The 18,988-nt window shown below is 51.4% G+C and carries 17 protein-coding genes; 8 read left to right on the top strand and 9 right to left on the bottom strand.

Annotation, left to right across the window (positions count from 1 at the left end; all coding sequences use genetic code 11):
• Nucleotides 1-74: 74 nt before the first annotated feature.
• From O4H49_RS19850 to O4H49_RS19835, 4 genes are all read right to left on the bottom strand, one after another.
• Entirely contained in the window at nt 75-560 is a 486-nt protein-coding gene (locus O4H49_RS19850; protein WP_269425173.1) for a YajQ family cyclic di-GMP-binding protein, read from the bottom strand.
• Between the two features lie 288 nt (nt 561-848).
• A complete protein-coding gene (locus tag O4H49_RS19845) occupies nt 849-2,000 on the bottom strand; it encodes a methyl-accepting chemotaxis protein (protein WP_269425171.1) in 1,152 nt (383 codons plus the stop codon).
• Nucleotides 1,997-2,539, bottom strand: a complete 543-nt coding sequence (locus O4H49_RS19840) for a PAS domain-containing protein (protein WP_269425170.1) — start codon at nt 2,537-2,539, stop codon at nt 1,997-1,999. The genes O4H49_RS19845 and O4H49_RS19840 overlap by 4 nt, the downstream gene beginning before the upstream one ends.
• Before the next feature lie 459 nt (nt 2,540-2,998).
• The gene (locus tag O4H49_RS19835) at nt 2,999-3,463 is read right to left on the bottom strand and encodes a YHS domain-containing (seleno)protein (protein ID WP_269425169.1); all 465 of its coding nucleotides are present in this window, start codon (nt 3,461-3,463) and stop codon (nt 2,999-3,001) included.
• 189 nt (nt 3,464-3,652) lie between these two features.
• Between O4H49_RS19835 and O4H49_RS19830 the strand changes: the two genes are divergently transcribed.
• Nucleotides 3,653-5,479 (top strand): methyl-accepting chemotaxis protein, encoded by a 1,827-nt coding sequence (locus O4H49_RS19830; RefSeq protein WP_269425168.1) that lies wholly within the window; start codon nt 3,653-3,655, stop codon nt 5,477-5,479.
• 146 nt (nt 5,480-5,625) lie between these two features.
• The gene (locus tag O4H49_RS19825; protein ID WP_269425167.1) at nt 5,626-7,125 is read left to right on the top strand and encodes an alkaline phosphatase D family protein; all 1,500 of its coding nucleotides are present in this window, start codon (nt 5,626-5,628) and stop codon (nt 7,123-7,125) included.
• Between the two features lie 67 nt (nt 7,126-7,192).
• Here the strand turns inward: O4H49_RS19825 and O4H49_RS19820 are convergent, their stop codons facing one another.
• Entirely contained in the window at nt 7,193-7,651 is a 459-nt protein-coding gene (locus tag O4H49_RS19820) for a methylglyoxal synthase (protein WP_269425166.1), read from the bottom strand.
• 36 nt (nt 7,652-7,687) lie between these two features.
• Nucleotides 7,688-8,611, bottom strand: coding sequence for a LysR substrate-binding domain-containing protein (locus O4H49_RS19815; RefSeq protein WP_269425165.1), 924 nt, complete (start codon nt 8,609-8,611; stop codon nt 7,688-7,690).
• 99 nt (nt 8,612-8,710) lie between these two features.
• On the opposite strand from O4H49_RS19815, the gene O4H49_RS19810 reads away from it, so the two are divergent.
• On the top strand, nt 8,711-10,303 hold the full coding sequence (locus O4H49_RS19810) for a trimethylamine methyltransferase family protein (RefSeq protein ID WP_269425164.1): 1,593 nt from the start codon (nt 8,711-8,713) through the stop codon (nt 10,301-10,303).
• A 103-nt stretch (nt 10,304-10,406) separates the two neighbouring features.
• The gene (locus O4H49_RS19805; RefSeq protein WP_269425163.1) at nt 10,407-12,446 is read left to right on the top strand and encodes an NADH:flavin oxidoreductase; all 2,040 of its coding nucleotides are present in this window, start codon (nt 10,407-10,409) and stop codon (nt 12,444-12,446) included.
• Between the two features lie 74 nt (nt 12,447-12,520).
• On the opposite strand, the gene O4H49_RS19800 is transcribed toward O4H49_RS19805, so the two are convergent.
• Complete coding sequence (locus O4H49_RS19800) at nt 12,521-13,216, bottom strand: GntR family transcriptional regulator (protein WP_269425162.1); 696 nt, start codon at nt 13,214-13,216, stop codon at nt 12,521-12,523.
• Between the two features lie 179 nt (nt 13,217-13,395).
• On the bottom strand, nt 13,396-14,298 hold the full coding sequence (locus O4H49_RS19795) for a DMT family transporter (protein WP_269425161.1): 903 nt from the start codon (nt 14,296-14,298) through the stop codon (nt 13,396-13,398).
• A 167-nt stretch (nt 14,299-14,465) separates the two neighbouring features.
• On the opposite strand from O4H49_RS19795, the gene O4H49_RS19790 reads away from it, so the two are divergent.
• Together O4H49_RS19790 and O4H49_RS19785 are read left to right on the top strand one after the other, a co-directional pair.
• The gene (locus tag O4H49_RS19790; RefSeq protein ID WP_269425160.1) at nt 14,466-15,353 is read left to right on the top strand and encodes a LysR family transcriptional regulator; all 888 of its coding nucleotides are present in this window, start codon (nt 14,466-14,468) and stop codon (nt 15,351-15,353) included.
• A 107-nt stretch (nt 15,354-15,460) separates the two neighbouring features.
• Complete coding sequence (locus O4H49_RS19785; protein WP_269425159.1) at nt 15,461-15,982, top strand: hypothetical protein; 522 nt, start codon at nt 15,461-15,463, stop codon at nt 15,980-15,982.
• Between the two features lie 102 nt (nt 15,983-16,084).
• On the opposite strand, the gene O4H49_RS19780 is transcribed toward O4H49_RS19785, so the two are convergent.
• Nucleotides 16,085-16,987: a LysR family transcriptional regulator gene (locus O4H49_RS19780; protein WP_269425158.1), complete on the bottom strand. Its 903-nt coding sequence runs from the start codon at nt 16,985-16,987 to the stop codon at nt 16,085-16,087.
• A 100-nt stretch (nt 16,988-17,087) separates the two neighbouring features.
• Here O4H49_RS19780 and O4H49_RS19775 point away from each other — a divergent pair, with 100 nt between their 5' ends.
• Both O4H49_RS19775 and O4H49_RS19770 read left to right on the top strand, forming a co-directional pair.
• A complete protein-coding gene (locus tag O4H49_RS19775; protein ID WP_269425157.1) occupies nt 17,088-18,065 on the top strand; it encodes an ABC transporter permease in 978 nt (325 codons plus the stop codon).
• Nucleotides 18,062-18,988 carry an ABC transporter permease gene (locus O4H49_RS19770; protein ID WP_269425156.1) on the top strand — a complete coding sequence of 309 codons (927 nt, stop codon included), beginning with the start codon at nt 18,062-18,064 and terminating at the stop codon, nt 18,986-18,988. The genes O4H49_RS19775 and O4H49_RS19770 overlap by 4 nt, the downstream gene beginning before the upstream one ends.

Genomic DNA, 18,988 nt, shown 5'->3' with positions numbered 1-18,988 from the left:
ATCTCTACGATCCTTCCGAATGCTGGAATTTCTTCAAGGCTGCTGGATATGTCTCAGATTAAAAGCAAAAGGCTTTAGTCTCTGAAGTTCACAAACTGCAGGGGTTGTTCGATATCCATGCCCTTGAGCATGGCGATGGCTTCCTGAAGGTCATCGCGTTTCTTGCCGTTAACCCGGACTTCATCGCCCTGGATCGAGGCCTGGACCTTGAGCTTTCCCTGTTTGATCGCTGTAGTGATCGTTTTTGCCAGTTCACGGTCAATGCCTTGCTTGATGGTGATTGTCTGGCGAACCTTGTTACCTGAAGCTGGCTGGGCTTTGCCATAATCCAATGCTGCGGCATCGACGCTGCGGCGGGTCAGGTGCCCTTTCAACAGTTCGTGCATCTGCTGAAGCTTGAGATCGTCATCAGCCAGAATGGTAATGACTTCGTCCTGCAAGGTAATTTCACAGCTTGAGCCTTTAAAGTCGTAACGTGTGCCAACTTCCCGACGTACGCCGTCAAGCGCGTTGTTTACTTCTGGCATGTCCGTTTTTGATACGATGTCGAATGACGGCATGGATGTAGTCCTTATCTGGTCGTGTGCCTGTTGTATTTTGAAGGAATGAAATGTTTCGGCCTTTTTTTCAGGCTGATGGTGCTTTCAATCCGATACAGTAAAGCTGAAGAATAGCGGATCCCCGCGGTCTGAAAAACAAAAATTCATCAAAGGGGTGGGTTTAGTCCCGAACAACCCAAGGGTGCTTCCATAGGGTTGTCCGGGAATTTCTTTGGGGATTGCCCCCAGGGTTGCAATGTCAGAAATGAAATTGCGAAAATTCTGTCTGCCTAAGCTACTCTGAGGAGGCTATAAGATCGCGCGCACGGATGTGATGAAGCTGTCGACCTCATTACGCAGGATTTCGCCCTGTACGGACAATTCTTTTGAGGCTGAGAATACATCCCTGGCCGCATTTCCTGTCTCGACCGAGCCCTGCGTCACGCGCTGGATGTTGCTGGTGACTTCCATTGTTCCGGCAGAAGCCTGTTCGACATTGCGGGCAATTTCCCGTGTGGCAGCGCCTTGTTGTTCAATGGCCGATGCTATCGTCGAAAAGCTGATATTCACCTGCTCGATTACTTTCTGGATACGGGTGACAGCGGTCACAGCACTGTTTGTCGCATCCTGAACGGCTGTGATCTGAAGGACAATCTCTTCAGTGGCTTTGGCGGATTGGTTTGCAAGGCTCTTGACTTCGGAGGCGACGACGGCAAACCCTTTGCCGGCTTCACCAGCCCTGGCAGCTTCAATGGTTGCGTTCAGGGCCAAAAGGTTTGTCTGATCAGCAATATCCTTGATGAGTTTCATTACCTCGCCGATTTTTTCGGAAGACTGTTCAAGATTACCGATCATCCGGACGGTGTTTTCTGCCTCGTTTACCGCTTCGACGGTAATGCTCGAAGATTGAGAAACCTGCCGGGTGATTTCATGAATGGAGCTGGAAAGTTCTTCAGCTGCAGAGGCAACCGTCTGGACGTTGGTTGCGGCTTCCTCAGCAGCAGCAGCGACGGAAGTTGCCTGCTCACTGGTCTGGGTTGCGGTGTGACCCATGGTCTCTGAAGAGGCGTTCAGTTCGGTAGAGGCAGAGGCGACGGTACTTATCACGTTGGTCATGGAAGACTGAAAACCGTCAATAATGCCAGAGAAGGAGGTAACCCGGCTTTCCATGGAATCCATGGCGCGATTGATTGTTTTGCTGGCGGTGGCAAAAGATCCAACCATCCCTTTTTCGGAAATACGCCGGAAGTATTTGTCATCACTAACATATTCCAACGAGGCCGTTGCTTCGCGCATAAAGGCATCAGTTCTGTCAATGAGCAGGTTGATGACGTTCATCACCTCTGACATTTGACCGGTTTCTTTAATGCCTGTGATTCTTGCTTCAAAATCACCGTTGGAAACGGCTGTGCAAACATCGAGAATTTTTTGCAGATCTTTGTTGTTTCCGATCGAGATCATGCGGCTTCTCCCCGATTGTTTATGATTCTGGAAATATACTCGTCGTATTCCTGGCCCTTGTGATGAAGGAGGTCTGTGAGCGTTTTATAGGATTGCTGGAGTCCGGTTTTCCGGTTGTCCTGTTGCTCGATGTTCCAGAGATTTTTGTAGAGCGGGATTATGGTCTGATCCAGCACCTTCCGTTCAGGAACCCGTCGATTGGAGTGGTATCCAATGATGCGGTTATTGCTGTCCAGGCTTGGAGTGACATGTGCAATAACCCAATAGTGGTCCCCGCCCTTGGTCCGGTTGATGACATAGGCGAATATCTCCTGCTTCTTTTCAAGCGTTTCCCAAAGAAGCCGAAAAATAGCCCGTGGCATGGAAGGGTGGCGGATAATACGGTGAGGCTGGCCGAGGACTTCGGTTTCTTTATAGTCTGCAATTTTCAGGAAAATCTTGTTGGCATAAGTAATGTGGCCTTTAAGATCCGTCTTGCTGACGATGATTTCATCGTCTTTGAAAAATCGTTCTTTGCCTGTAAGTACCTGGCTGTGCATGATTAATCCCCTCTTGCCTGGATGTAGCTGGCTGTCCGGAAAGTGAGGAGGTCTCTTTCTTGGACAATGATGTACTCTGACTTGACCCAAAATTCTTACTGTTAGGGCAATGGATGCCAGGGTGAATGACCAGCGATCTTGCTGTAAAATGGTACAATCAGAAGTCAATTTTCTGATCGTAGATTAGGTGAACTGTTTTTCCTTAAAAAACTTTCTGCCAAAATAATAACCGATTGAGGCAGAAAGATTTCAAGGAGCATGTACGCATGTTGTGGTACATGAGCAATGAAATTTTTTACTACCTATGATATATTAACATGATTTTGCTGTAATAAAAGTGTTTGATATAGTCGCTAATTGTAATTCGTGATAAATATTTCAAAAATTTCTGATAACTTTTCCCTCGGTTCCTCTCGCTATTTTTACGTGATAATGCCTGCCAAAAAGGGTTGCTTATCCCTACTCCAGCACTTTTGGCCAATTGTGATCCCCGGACTGGATATAGCCCGGAATATCTTTTTCCCAGCGTTTTTGAATGTCCTGACTGTAATTAAGGTAAAGCTTGTCACCAACAATTTTCCATGCGTAGGGATCTGTGGAAGCCGTATCTCCATGCGCAACAGCCCAGGCACAATAGCCGCCATATTGCGGTGCAAATTTCTCGGGCATATTTTTGAAGGCAATCAGGTTGTCTTCTGTTGAGAAGTGCCACTCTGCCCCCATCCACTCATAATTCAGTTCCTCTGTTCCCTTAATCGGTTTGCCTTGTGTGAAATAGGCAACGGGGTCGTAACCGTTGATGGCGACCGAAGAAAAAATGCCAGTGTAAACAGGATTTTCTGCTGCCTCAGACAGTACGGAGAGGGAGTTTGATAACGTCAGAATCGCAACGATAGAAAGAAAATATTTGGTGAGCCGAGACATGCTGGAAGCCTTCCTGAATGATCTTTCTACAAGATAGGGTTTTTGCGCTTCAACTGCATATCACATTCAATTGAGCTGTATGAGAAAGGGTCATTGAAATTCCTTAAAACTGTAATGAGCTTCGCGTAGCAATGTCATCCGGCGAAGTTTCTTCAGGGACAGAAAGCCTGAAAGACCGATTTCGACGCGATGTTCAGGACTGTTGAAGACGAGGACTATATGTTCGCAATGATCCGTGCCCGGATTGATATCAAGCTGTTGTTAACCCTGATATCGGTTCTTGTTCCTCTCATGGTGCTTCTGGTGGGGGCCTATGATCAACTGATCAAGCAAATTATGGAAAAAGAAGATGACCGGGCCGAGCTTTTACGCTCGGTTAATCAGTCGCTTCGGATGGAGATCATTGATCTTCAGAATGAGTATCTTTCTATCTCGGGATTTCTGGAGCTTGATGCTCTAAGGGCTGTGGAGAGCTGGGCCGCACAAGAAGGGGTAATGCCGCTGGAGCACAAGGGGCGGGACGCGCTGTTGCTCCGGTACAAAAAACGTAACCAGAGACGGGATCTTGGTAAAAGAGGTGTTCTTCTGGTTGATCAGATCGATGGTGTTTCTGCCGTCTCGTATGGTGTGTTTTTGGCGGGGGAATTCCAGAACAGGGTGAGGGAGCTAAGGTTTTCTACTCTGACACTTGATGAACTGACCCAAAAGATCAACCGGATTACGGCAGAGAATACGGGGGCGGATGCCTTGATACTCAAGGTTTCACAGCTCAAGGGGCAACTGGCGAACAAGAGCCTGGAGGCAGAGCTCAAGCGCGTGGCTTTTCTCGCCGATGTCGATGAAATCAAGCAAATGGATAGAGATGTGGAGCTCTTTGCTGAGCAGGCAATTCTGGTTGTTGCCATTCTTGGGCTGGCTGCAATCCTTCTGGTGCTCGGTGTCATTTATGCTGTGGGACGAAAACTGGTCACTGGATCACTGGTCCGTCTGCAGGCGGCATCCCGGGCGATCGCCGAAGGGGAAAGCGTTACTCTTGCCGAAGTGACACGACTGGATGAAATCGGATCATTGGCACGGGGGCTGGTCCGTTTCCAGGAGGCCCGTGACGAAGCCCGAGTTCTTCGCGATGAAAACGAAGCCCAACGTTTGCGGATACAGCTTGCGATGGAAGAGCGTCTGACCCTGGTTGCCTCCCAGCTCGAGAGCGGCATGAATTCCAGCGTGAGGGATGTGAGTGTGCATGCGGATACATTGATGACCATGTCTGACCAGTTACAGAATTTTGCCTCTAGCGCGAGCCTGAGGGCGGGAGAAGCTACGGATCTGGCTGGCGTGAATGCCCGGATGGCCGGGGAAGTAATGGAACTTTCCCGGAACCTGCTGTCCTGCAGCGAGGAAATGACCAGCGCTGTGCAGCATCAGCGAGACCTGACGCTGTTGGCGACAGGGGAGACCCGGAATGCGAATGCAACGGTTCATCGTCTGCATGAAACCGCCGTTCAGGTAGAAGGTATCGTCGATATTATCCAGAAAATTGCAGCCCAGACAAACCTGCTGGCGCTGAATGCCACGATTGAAGCTTCCCGGGCTGGTGCGGCAGGGGCGGGGTTTGCCGTGGTTGCCGGAGAGGTGAAAAAACTCTCGGCTGAAACATCCCGGGCCACGGAAGCCATCGCGCAAAGAGTCAGAGCGATTTGTGAGGTTTCACAGGAAACGGCAACAAACATCCGGCAAGTCGAAGGGCGTATAGAAGAAGTCGAGCAGTCAATGCACGGCGTTGTCCAGCTGTTCGATGTCCAGAGTAATGCGGCGAACACCATCGCCCGCTATGTGGAAGATAGCCTGGAGAATGCCAACCGGGTTTCAGGCAGCAGTACAGCGATGCAGGAGGCGTCTCACACGACAGGAAATGCGACGAAACAGCTTTATGAAGCCTCGACGCATATTAAAAATGCCCTGTCCCATATGCGGGATGACCTGATGAATATCATGCGTGCGGCTTCGTCGCCTATCTGAGCCCCTTAAATTTCTGGGTAATTCACAGGTTATATTTATGCGGTGCAGGGATAACGACAGTAAAGGTGCGTAAAAGCTTAATAGTCGTCATAGATTGCTTTTGTATGTAATATTTCCCGAACAATACAATCAAGGGGAGTGTTGTCATGAAACTGATTCTGGGGCCAGTATTAAGTCTGCGTACCTCTTCGCGAACTCATTGGAGCGTGTCGGTTCTTCTTGTTGCCAGTGGTGGTGTGCCTGGTCTGGAGATCATCTCCGGGAAGGCTGAACGCGTGAATGTTCAGGAGCTTCTGAGGTTTAAAGAGCAGGTCGTTTACCGCTTTGATCTGAGGGTTGATCTGGGTGCTGAGCTTGGACAGGTTTCTTATGGCTTTGACGGGAAAAGCTGGAGCTTTAGCGTACCTGCGGCTGGAGCAGATCCGCAGATGGTTTTTGTTTCCTGTAATGGTTTCTCGGCACCGAGTGAGATCAAGAAGGTTGATGACAAAAACGGAATGTGGAAAGTCTTGCTGAACCAGCATGGTGATGCTCCCTACAATCTGATGATCATGGGGGGAGACCAGATCTATGCAGATGAAATCTGGGAAAAATGTCCCGACATTAAAAAATGGGTTGAACTGCCCCGTCTTGAACGGCGGGCCCGCAAGTTCACAGCGGTTATGCGTTCCCAGATCGAGCGGTTTTACTTTGAACTTTATTGTCAGCGCTGGAAGCAGTCAGAAGTCAGCGAGGCTCTGGCCTCTATCCCGACAGTGATGATGTGGGATGATCACGACATCTTTGATGGCTGGGGATCCTACGCGCCTGAAGACCAGAACTGTTCTGTTTATCAGGGAATTTTTGAAGAAGCCCGAAGGCATTTTGCGGTGTTCCAGCAGCAGTTGCCTGATATCAGAGGTGAGCACCACCCCGGTAGCCTGGGAACCGACGGTTACACCACTGTGTTACGGGTCGGAAACTATCTGGTCCTCTCGCTTGATGCCCGGAGTGAACGGAGTCAGAAGCAGGTACTTTCTCGTGAAAGCTGGGATCGAATCTGGCGCTGGCTGGATGGCTGTGATCCGGCGCAACAAGGTGGCCCGAAGCATCTGCTCTTTGTTGCACCAGTACCAATTGTACATGCCGATTTTGGTCGTTTGGAAAGCCTTTTCGGCTGGTTCCCGGGGGAGCAGGAGCTGGAAGATGATCTGAGAGATCACTGGCAAAGCCCACCGCATCGCAAAGAGCGTTTGCGGACGATCCACAGAATGTTTGACCTTATGGAGAAAAAGAGCTGCCGGGTGACGATCCTGTCAGGGGATGTTCATGTGGCTTGCCTTGGAGTGATTGAAAACGAAAGGGGCGCTTCTGGTCAGGGAAGAGAGAAGGTCATTAATCAGTTGACCGCTTCGGGCATTGTGCATCCCGCCCCACCGAAACTGATGGGGTGGCTTCTGAACAGGCTGAGCGATGAAGTCGAAACAGTGGTGCAGGGAATAACTGCGCGAATGATGGAGCTGCCGACAAAGCGTGCCAAATACATGTTGGCCCGGAATTTCCTGAGTCTGGAACCCGATGACCAGTGCCGTTTATGGGCGAACTGGCATGTGGAAGGTGAGGAAGAGGTCATCACCAAAGTTGTTCACCCCATCCCCTCTGATTGAGCGATCCTTTTGGGCTGGTTTCCTCTTTATTATAGATCACTCTTGAGATGTCGCTTGGAAAAAATGATCACACGGAACGCTGCACGTATTCCTCAATCATCGGATGGGCCGGACGTCTGACATAAGCGGGGTCGGTGATTCCTCGCAGGACAAAGTCGGCAGTGGTCCGGTTACAGGCGACAGGGGTCTCATAAAGCGTCGAAATCCGGATCAGGGCTTTGACATCAACATCATGTGGTTGCGGTGTCATCGGGTCTACCAGGAAAAACAGTGCTTCCAGATCGCCAGTAGATATCATAGCGCCGATCTGAAGATCGCCCCCGAGAGGCCCGCTTTTAAAGCATTGAATATCAACGTCCTTGAGATTCTCCGAGAGTACGCGCCCGGTTGTGCCTGTTGCGACGATCCTGAAGTTCCGTAACAGATCCTGATTATCCATGGCCCATTCAAGCAAAACGGGTTTCATCTTGTCATGGGCGACCATGGCGATTGTACGTTTGGAACTGTTGTCTTGGTTCGAGGGCATCCGGTATCTCCTTGTTCTTTCAGATATAATATCGCGTCAATATTGCCCGCTGTCCAAGGATTCTTGGTTTGATATGAGCCAGTCCCGCACTTTTTCCGCCTGAGGGCTCAAAGGTTTGTGATTTGGCCAAAGCACCCAGAAATTCCCGCCGAAATGAACCGGTTGGTCATCGACAAGCTTGAGCAGGCCATGGTGGACGAGGTGATCGACAAGATGCCACCACCCCAGGGCAATTCCCCCTCCGGCAAGAGTGGTCTGGATAACAAGTGCATAGTCGTTGAACCGTAACCCGTCCCGATTGTCTTCCCAGTCCATGCCTTTAGCCTTGAACCAGGTGTCCCAGTTTGGGCGGTCACGATAAGGCTCTTCCAGATGAAGCAGACGATGTTTTGCCAGATCCTGCGGGCTTTTGGGTCTGCCGTATACAGATAGATATTTGGGACTGGCGATGGGATAGACAACTTCTTTGGCAATCTGGATTGCATCATGACCGGGCCAAACCCCATTGCCACGCCGGATCCCGAGTGGAATTTCTTCTGCTGCGGGGTCAACATCCTTGTCCGTTGTCTGCATTCTGATGTCGATATCAGGATGGTGCTGGCTGAAGGAAGCCAGACGGGGGACTAGCCAGTAGTTGGCAAAGGCTGTTGAGCAGGAAAGCGTGACGTTACGGTCGCTCTCTGATCTCGAGAGTTCCTGGGCAGATCTATGTATGTGCCCGAGGCCCATGGTGACATCACTGTGAAAGCGCTGTCCGGCTTCGGTCAGCTGTACAGATCGATGTCCCCGATAGAACAGCTGGGTGTTCAGAGCACTTTCGAGCTGCTTGATGGCATAGCTAACAGCCGCCTGGCTGACATTCAGTTCTTCTGCGGCTCTGGCAAAAGACAGGTGCCGACCTGCGGCCTCAAACGAAAAGAGGGCCGTAGGAGACTGAATTAGATTTTTGAGCTTTCGCATAAATATAACTTGCCCAAAGAGTAAGAATTATGAGGCGTCACAAGTATATTGCATAAGTATAACGTGTGTATACCGCTATTAAAAAAGGTGATGCAGGTTATGGGCAGGGAACTTGGGTGCATAAAAGAAATAAAACAGCTGGCTCCTGTAAAACAACGCGGCCGTGCGGCACGGCGTGCCAGTCGGGCTGGAGGTGCCGAGCAGAATAGTCACCTGAAGGCGCCTTTTATCACACGGAAAATTCCAACCTATGATCTGCTTGGCGAAGAGAGCCTGATCAGGATCGAACAGGCTGCAGATACTATTCTTGCAGAGCTGGGGATTGAGTTCAGGGACGATCCTGAAACGGTTTCTCTGTTCAAGAAAGCGGGCGGGCAGGTCACGTCGGTCTCAGAAGATATCTGGAACATAAAATTTGAACCAGGCATGATTCGGGAAATTCTGAAGACGGCTCCGGAACGTTTCACCCAGCATGCGCGCAACCCTGCCAACTCCGTCGATATTGGCGGTGATGCCATGGTCTTTGCCCCGGCCTATGGGTCGCCCTTTGTCATGGATCTGGACCGGGGGCGGCGCTATGGAACGATTGAGGACTTCGAAAATTTTGTGAAGCTGGCCCAGTCCAGTCCCTGGTTACACCATTCCGGTGGAACGATCTGCGAGCCAACCGATGTTCCTGTGAACAAGCGTCATCTGGATATGGTCCTGGCCCATATGCGCTATTCTGACCGTGCCTTTCTTGGTTCGATTACGGCGCCTGAGCGCGCCGAGGATAGTATTGAAATGTGCCGGGTTCTCTTCGGGGCCGGGTTTGTCGATCAGAATTGCGTGATCATGGGTAATTTCAATTCGACTTCGCCCTTGGTCTGGGATGGGGTGTCAACAAAGGGAATCCGCGCCTATGCCGAAGCGGGGCAAGGCTCGATCCACCTGCCGTTTCTGCTTGGCGGGGCGGTTTCCCCAGTCACAATGCCGGGGGCTGTTGCGCAGGGGCTGGCGGAATCCATGGTTGGCTGTGCCCTGACCCAACTGGTGCGGCCAGGAGCCCCAGCGATTCTGGCTTCGTTCCTCTCGTCTTTGTCCCTGCGATCCGGCAGTCCGACTTTTGGGACACCAGAACCTGCCCTTGGCAGTCTTGTTATGGGACAGCTTGCCCGGCGTTTGAAATTGCCTCTGCGTTGTGCGGGGAATTTTGCCACCTCTAAGCTGCCCGATAGCCAGGCAACGACACAGGGAATGATGTCGATGATGTCCGCCATCCAGGGGGGGGCGAACTACATTCTCCATTCGGCAGGGTTTCTTGATGGCCTGTTATCAATGTCCTACGAGAAATTTGTCATGGATACCGATATCTGCGGGGCGCTCCATGCCTATCTCGAAGGCTTCAAGGTGAACGATGATACCCTTGGGATTGACTCTTTACGCGAAGGGGGACCCGGTCAGCATATGTTTGGAACAGCCCATACCCTGGCACATTATCAAACAGCCTATTGGGACACCGATCTCAATGACGATCAGCCGTTTGAAAGCTGGAGTGAGCAGGGGGGAGAGGATGCGGCGGTCCGGGCCAATCGAAAGTGGAAACAGATTCTGGCGGACTATCAGGCCCCTCATATGGATCCCGATACCGAAGAAGCGTTGCTGGATTTTGTCGCGCGAAGAAAGAGCGAGATGACTGATGCCTGGTATTGATTTTCCGAGGCAAGCCTGATGGCAGGTATTGTATTGTTATTGATAGAGACTCAGGCCGAGAAAATTGCGCACTGGTCACCCGAGAAAAGCAGGAGAATATAAATTGGCCAGTAACGATCCCCTGTTGCAGCCCTACAAACTGAAACACCTCACCCTTAAGAACCGTATCATGACCACCAGTCATGAGCCGGCCTATCCTGAGGATGGCATGCCCAAGGAACGCTATCGGGCCTATCATGAAGAGCGGGCCAAAGCCGGGATTGCCATGACCATGACTGCCGGGTCTGCAGCGGTATCCCGGGACAGTCCACCGGTTTTTAACAATATCCTCGCCTATAAGGACGAGGTGGTTCCTCATATGAGGCGGGTCGTAGACGCCTGTCATGAGCATGGTTGTGCCGTGATGATCCAGTTGACACATCTGGGACGTCGGACCGGGTGGAACAAAGGAGACTGGTTGCCAGCGGTATCACCGTCGCACCACCGCGAGGCGTCGCATCGGGCCTTTCCCAAAAAAATGGAAGACTGGGACATTGAGCGGATTATTTCTGACTATGCGGATGCGGCAGAGCGGATGCAGGCGGCGGGACTGGACGGGATCGAGCTTGAGGCCTATGGACATCTGATGGATCAGTTCTGGTCACCCCGGACCAATACCCTTGAGGGGGAATATGGCGGAAATCTTGAAAACCGGATGCGGTTTTCGATGGAGGTTCTGGGGGCGATCCGCCGCCGTGTCGGTGACGAATTCATCGTGGGAATTCGCTATACCGCTGATGAAGTGGACAAGGACGGAATTTCAGCCGAAGAGGGTATCGAGATTTCCCGACGCCTGAAAAATTCCGGACTGGTGGATTTTCTCAATGTGATCCGGGGGCGGATTGATACAGACGCGGGGTTGACCGATGTCATTCCGGTACAGGGCATGCGCAGTGCACCGCATCTCGATTTTGCTGGCCGGGTTCGTGAAGCCACAGGTATGCCGACATTCCATGCTGCACGTATTCCTGATGTTGCCACGGCGCGGCACGCGGTATCGGCCGGTTTGATTGATATGGTCGGCATGACCCGTGCCCATATGGCAGATCCCCATATTGTTCAGAAAATCCTGGAGGGGAGAGAACACGACATCCGGCCCTGTGTCGGGGCAACCTATTGCCTGGACCGGATCTATCAGGGGGGCGATGCGCTTTGCATCCATAATGCAGCGACAGGTCGGGAACTGACCATGCCGCATGTGATCCCCCGGGCGCGTGACCACAAAAAGGTAGTTGTTGTCGGGGCCGGGGCCGCGGGGCTGGAAGCGGCCAGAGTTGCGGCTGAGCGCGGCCATGCGGTCACTGTTTTTGAAGCGGCTTCGCAGCCGGGAGGGCAAATCAGGCTAACTGCACAAACACCGCGCCGTAGCGAAATGATCTCGATTATCGACTGGCGTATGGCGCAATGTGCGGCAAGGGATGTGGAGTTCCGATTTAACAGCTGGGCTGAGGCCGGAGATATTGTTGCTGAAAATCCGGATGTGGTGATTATAGCTACGGGGGGCTTGCCTCATACCGAGGTTCTGGAGCAGGGCAATGAGCTGGTGGTTTCAAGCTGGGATATTCTCTCGGGCGATGTAAAGCCGGGGCAGAATGTTCTGGTTTATGATGACGCTGGCGACCACGCCGGGTTACAGGCGGCGGAAAAGATTCTGGAAAGTGGAGCCCGACTGGAAATCATGACGCCGGATCGAAGCTTTGCACCGGAAGTTATGGCAATGAATCTGGTGCCCTATATGCGGGCCATGCAAGACAAAAATGTCACCTTTACCGTGACTTACCGTTTGCTTGCTGTCCGTCGCAAGGGGAATGAATTGCTGGCCGTTGTGGGCAGTGATTACAGTGATCTTCGCAAGGAACGCAGTTTCGATCAGATCGTGGTCAACCATGGGACAATTCCACTGGACGATCTCTATTTTGATCTCAAACCGGGATCTTCCAATCTTGGGGCGGTGGATCAGGCGGCGCTGCTTGCCGGAAAACCCCAGGCTCTGAATAAAAATCCATCAGGTGCTTACCAGCTCTTTCGTATCGGAGATGCGGTATCAGCCCGAAACACCCATGCTGCAATCTATGATGCCTTGCGTCTGGTCAAGGACATCTGAGAGTGGAACTGGTTTTGGCCCTGCCTGATTCTTTTGTAATTGTGCAACGAAACAGACAGGGTCGCTTTCCGGGTTCACAAGCGGGGCTGATCAGCGACTAGCTTGCCGTGAATGACCTGTCTTGCGGCCTCAAGATGTTGCAGCAATAGCTCTGAAGCGAGGCTTCCGTCCCGGGCAAGGCAGGCTTCAGTCAGTTTGCGATGCTCAACATTACTGCGGGAACGCGATTCTGATTCCCGGCGGTGTAGACGGAGATAACGTTCCGAAGCATTGTAGAGGATCGAGAGGAAACGATACCCAAGTGTATCGTTGGCACCGGAGAGAAGAATCTCGTGGAACCGTCGATTTAGCTGACCAAGTTCTTCAGGGTTGGTACTGGCAGCTTCCTGCTCGACAAGGGCAAGAGCCTCCGCGGTGTTTTGGGGTGTCAGATTTGGGATCGACTGGCGGAGGAGATGCGGTTCAAGCACTTTTCTCAGTTCGAATATCTCGGTCATTTCCTCGATTGATCCTGGCAGTACCCGGGCCCCGCGATTTCGTTCAAACTGGACGAGGTTCTCTCCCTCAAGGGTCCGGAGGGCCTCGCGAACCGGGATTTTACTAACGACGAGGACATCAGCAACACTGTCCTGGCGGATCAAGCTGTGCGCCGAGAGAACACCGGAAATAATTGCTTCACGCAGGACATCAGAGACAAAGACAGGAGTTGAGACGGCGTCGTTGCGAAACTGTTGCGCCAGTTGTTTGAGTGCCTGAGTGTCAAAACTCATAGATCGGTCCAGTCTCCATAGAGGTTGGGGCAGTGTACAAAAATGCGAAGCCACCTCAAAAACAGATGTCTTGCTGAGGAAACAGACTGAGCTGTTCCATATGGCAACTCTGCAAGTTTAAGTCAAACCGCTGTCGAGGAAAAGCTGTCGGGAGTAAGGGAACTCGGTGCCAAACTTTTTCAGGATGCGGCAAGTTGCTTTTTCCACCATCCCATTCCCAGCAGACTACCCACGATAATCACAGTTGCTCCCACGACTGTGGTCCAACGCAGGGGTTCGCCAAAGGCAAGAATGCCAATAATGGCTGAAAAAGCGATTGAGCTATAGCTTAGAGGAGTAAGCAGGATCACATCAACTTTTCGATAGGCAAAGAGGTTGAGGCTTTGGCCGAGTATCGCAACAGGCCCCATCAGCAGAATGGGCCACCAAGCAGCAAGGTCAGTCCAGTGACCCCAGAAAAGTGCCGGAAACAATAACAAGGCCGTTGCCATGCCATTGACATACAACAGGGTCACCGGGATAGCTTCGCGTCTGCTGACGAATTTGATGATGATAACCTCTGCGGCCATACAAAAGGTTCCAAGCAGGGCTAGGAGCGATGCAGGGTGGAGTAGGTTCTGGCTTTCGCCGTTCCTGCTGCCGTAAGCAACGAGGGCGGCCCCGGAAATGGAGGTGATGACGGCGAACCAGTGGCGCGGAAAAACCCTCTCGCCGAGCAGGACACCGGCCAGAAGCAAGACGATGGCGCCCTTGGAAAAACTGATGGTGATAACATCAACTAGGGCTATCTGTGTTGCGGCAATGACAACGCAGGCAACGGAGCCGATCCCGGCAAGCATGCGACCAAAGTGAATCAGAGTGTAATTGCTTTTCAGGCTGTTGCCTCTGGATTTCCAGGTGAGCGCGGCCGGGAGCAAAAAGAGCAGCCCCCCACAATAGCGGATGAATACGATTTGATACCATGGCAGGGATATTTCGGCGCTTTTGGGAAATGCAAACATGCAGGAGAAAAGCAATGCTGCGAGCAGCACAGCAGACATGGCCTGGACGGTCTGGGCGTTTTTGGCGAGGAAGAGGTGCATTACTTTTTATCCGGGGCTTTTTTTATCCTCGGCTTTCTGTCCTGAGCTTGGAGGAGTAAGCAGGGGATTTCCGCTGGCTGGTTTGTATATTTAAGATATGATTATTCAAATATGAATTAAATAAACTAATATGAATATATGGCATTCATATTTGCATGGGGTGTGCCGTGTTGAAAACAGGCTATGACTGGGACGATATCCGGGTTTTTCTCGCGGTTTATGAAGCGCGTTCTTTTTCTGCCGCGGCAAGAAATCTGGGGGCGAGCCAGCCAACCATTGGCCGACGGATCAAATCGCTGGAACAACGCCTGAACAATCGCCTGTTTGAACGTCTGGCTGATGGACTGTCGCCCACAGAGGCAGCCGTTTCTCTTGCGAGCAAGGCTTTTCCGATGGCAGAAGCGGCGGAATCACTGACTCGCCATAGCGCTTTGTTAAGTGATGAGTCTGTCGGGAGTGTGCGTATTTCCATGAACGAGCAGGCGGCAATGCTGCTGGCCGGACAGATTGGGAATATCAGAAAGGCTTTGCCGGGTATCGAGCTTGAGCTGGTGATCACACACATTGAAGCCAGCCTGTCGCGGCGGGAAGCTGATCTTCTGATTCGTTTCTGTAAACCGAAACGAGGAAATCTCTACAGCCAGAAACTGGCATCAATGCCTTTTGCGGTGTTTACTTCTGCCGATAGTCTCCAATCCGGAATTGATCGGGCAGAAGATCTGGTGGCGTGGTCTAGACAGGCGCACTTGCCATGGATCGGCTGGGATGATGAGCATTCCTATCAACCCGACGCCAGTTGGATGAAGAGTAATCTTGGGGAGAGAACACCGGTGATTCGCATTAATCATGCGATGATGATGCAAACCCTGTTGCGGCAAAATCTGGGGATTGGGCTTCTTCCCTCGGTCGCGGGAGATCAGGACCCACAGCTTAAACGTCTGACGCCGGATATTCCCGGACTAGAAGCGACGCTGTATCTTATCGTTCACGGTGACTTGCGCTTTGTCCCGGCTATCCGCTCAGTCATGGAACAACTGCGCGCGGTGATGGCCTGATCCAGGAGACAGAAATTTTTCATAAAAGCATCACGCTCCTTTCACAGGCTTGAGACGGGTAGCGGGGATACTGGTGGCTGTCGTGATTCTTTTGAGAGGTCACCCTCATGAAATCCTTTCCGCTGCACGTGCTGTTTCTCTGTGATGATAATGCAATTATGAGCCCGATGGCCGAAGCCTTGTTGAAAGACCTCGGCGGGAAGAGGGTGAGAGCTTTCAGTGCGGGGAGGCGTCCTGCTGATGTCGTCAAATCGACGGCTCTAAAACTACTCAGAGATCGGGGATATGAAGGTGGGGAGCTTTTCCCAAAGTCCCTGCAGCTTTTCATGGAAGAGGGGGCTCCACACGTTGATCTGGTGGTCAACTTGACCTGTGCAAGCGACAGGTTACCGGTTTTGGGACCAGTAGGTGCCTTGCGGGTTCATTGGGATTTTTCCTTTGGGCTTCAGAAAGCATCGGGACAAAGATGTGGAGAACCAGAGAGTTTGGAAACTGAAGCCGCTTTCCTGAAACTTGAGGGCATTATCCGACAGGTCCTGCAGCCGAATTGGGAAGATCTGACCACCCGGGGAGTCCAGCGTTTGTTCCAGGTTGCCGGGCTGGCAAGTTCAAATCTGGTTTCTGTTTGAAGACTCTAAAGCTTTCGTAATCTATCTGATAAAATGACCGGCTTCGAAGTTAGCCTGGGTAATTCTTTTTTTTTGATCTTCGTTTTAGAGGGTTTACCTGTATCAGGTATTTTCAAGCCCAAGGGATGCCATCCCCTGTTTGAGCGCTGCCCCGAATTGGCTGATAAGCTTGGTGCTTTCAGAAAAGGGAGAGCTGACCCAAGCGAACTGATGTATTACATCAGGGCTGAAACGGCGGTATGTCAGGTCGAGAATCTCGAGGTATTCAGCGGCCATAAGCTGGTTGACAATGGCGATGCCCATTCCTTCCCTGACCATCCGGCAGGCAGGTCCGACCCCACCTACTTCGATTGTAAAGTTTGCACGGATTCCAACATCATTAAAAGCCAGTTCGATTTTCTCCCAATACTCCAGCCCGCTCCCCAGCCTAATCATGGGGGTCTGTCCGATATCAGCCGGTTTTAGAAGTTTTTTTGCCGCCAAAGGGTGGTCCTTCGGCATTACAACGACCGAAGGGGCATCACAGACAGGGTGAACGAGAACCCTGTCATCAAGTACCGGAAGTTTGGTTATTCCCACATCGACAATGCCTTCTGCAACATCATTGATAATTTGCTGGTAGGGGAGAAACTGTAGGGCAAGGATCAGTCCGTGATTTTTTTGCTGAAGGTTTTTCGCGATACCCGGCAGGAAGGTCATGCTGAGAGAACGGGGTGCTGCAATGACGAAGCGTTTATACCCACCGCTATTCCCTTGTGCGGAAAAAGTCTGATACGCCTCAAGCAGGCTTCTGGCGTGCGAAGCCAGAGTGTTTGCACGTTCAGTAGGGCGAAGACGGCCATTGGCTCTTTCAAACAGGACTCCACCAAGAGAATCCTCCAGCCTGGAAATGTTCGCGGACACGATGGACTGTGATTTGCCGAGCGCCTTGGCCGCCTTGACGGTAGAGCCGTGTGTATAAACTGCAAAAAAAGCGCTTACCTGAGCAATAGAAGGCTGGGTCATGTCATAACTCTATTATAAAATACGATAGAGTTATGACATATTCTAGTAAGATTGACGATTGATATTGTTCGTCGTACCTCTTGAATACAGGGAGGTTCTGATGGCCGCATATCTATTTCAAAGACTGATTCAGGCGATATTTGTTCTGCTCTTGGTATCGTTACTCATTTTTATGGGGGTTTATGCGATTGGCGATCCTATTGAGTTGCTGGTGTCACCTGATTCTACAGTAGAGGATATCGAGCGTGCCCGTGCTGCTCTGGGGCTTGATCAACCCATCTGGACACAATATCGGATATATCTCGTGGGTTTACTCCAGGGGGACCTTGGAGATTCTTTTGTCTATAACCAGCCCACAATCCAGCTGATCCTTCAACGCTTGCCAGCAACTGTTGAACTGGGACTGGTTGCATTCCTGTTTGCCCTTTTGATGGGTATCCCCCTTGGATTGGTCGCAGGATATTATGCTGACAAGTGGGCCGATCATGCCATTATGAATGGTTCTATCTTTGCCTTTTCCCTGCCGAATTTCTGGCAAGGGCTTTTATTCATCTTGCTTTTTTCAGTCTGGTTAAACTGGCTCCCTGCCGGAGACAGGGGGGAAGTTGACCAGTTCCTTGGCGTAAGCAGCAGCCTGGCAACAGCGGATGGTTGGCGTCACATTTTTCTGCCTGCTTTCAATCTTGCTCTGTTCAACGCGGCCCTAATTGTCCGCTTAACCCGATCGTCAATTCAGGAAGTAATGTCGAGCGAATATATTCGCTACGCCCGGGCCAAAGGGATAAGCAATCGCCGAATCCTGCTACGGCATGCCTTTCGCAATATCCAGATTCCCCTGGTCACGGTTTTGGGCCTCGAACTGGGGAACCTTCTGGCCTATGGCATCATCACAGAAACGGTTTTTGACTGGCCTGGCATGGGACAATTGCTGATCAATTCGATCCGTTTGAATGATCGCCCGGTAATTGTTGGTTATCTACTGGTCGTGGTGGCCATGTTCATTCTGATCAATGTAGTTGTGGATGTGCTCTACACCTTGCTGGACCCCAGGATCAAAATCAGCGGGAGCAAGTCATGAGCTCTTCCCAAACCGCAAACAATTCTGCTGCAGGAAAGGGAACAAAAATGTCTTCGTTGCGGAGCCTGTTTGATTTCCTCAGGAGGCAGAGTATTTTTTCCTTGTTGTGCCTTGCCATTTTCCTGTTCTTGATTCTGGCGGCAATAAGCGCGCCCTGGATTACGCCACAGAACCCCTATGATAATGCGCAGGTCGATTTTTTTGACGCGAACCTCGCACCAGGCACAGTTTCAGGGGATGGGCGTTTTGTTTATCTGCTGGGAAGTGATGCGCTGGGGCGTGATCTTTATTCAGCAATCCTTTACGGGCTTCGTACGTCCTTGTCGATCAGCGGTACCGCCGCTCTTCTCGCTCTTGCTATAGGGACGCTTGCCGGGTTGGCTGCGGCATATTTCAAAGGCGCCACTGATATGCTGATCATGCGGGCGGTTGATATAAAGCTGGGTTTCCCGACGATTCTGGTGGCAATGGTCATCATGTCAATCTTTGGAGCCGGCTATTTCAATCTTGTTATTGCTCTGGTTCTTGCCCAATGGCCCTATTATGCGCGAACGGCTCGGTCTGTTGCTCTCGTCCAGATAGGACAGGAGTATATTGAAGCAGCCAGATGCCTGGAACTGCCCGTACATCGGCTTATCCTTGTCCATCTTCTTCCGAACAGCCTGCCGCCATTGCTTGTCGTGTTTACACTTCAGCTCGCACATGCGGCTGCTATTGAGGCATCTCTGTCCTTTCTTGGGCTGGGAGTTTCTATCGAAGCGCCGTCCCTTGGATTACTGATCGCGAATGGATCAAAGGAGATTCTATCCGGTCATTCCTGGCAGCTGATCTATCCGGGTCTGGCTCTGGTTTTGCTGATTTTTACAGTCAATATCGTCGGGGATCGTCTCCGCCGTATCCTTAATCCGAAAGAAAGGGGCTAG

The sequence above is a fragment of the Kiloniella laminariae genome (assembly GCF_027214005.1).
Taxonomy (GTDB): Bacteria; Pseudomonadota; Alphaproteobacteria; order Kiloniellales; family Kiloniellaceae; genus Kiloniella; species Kiloniella laminariae_A.
Note: the sequence above shows the minus strand (reverse complement) of the source record. Positions and strands in the feature narration are given on the sequence as shown.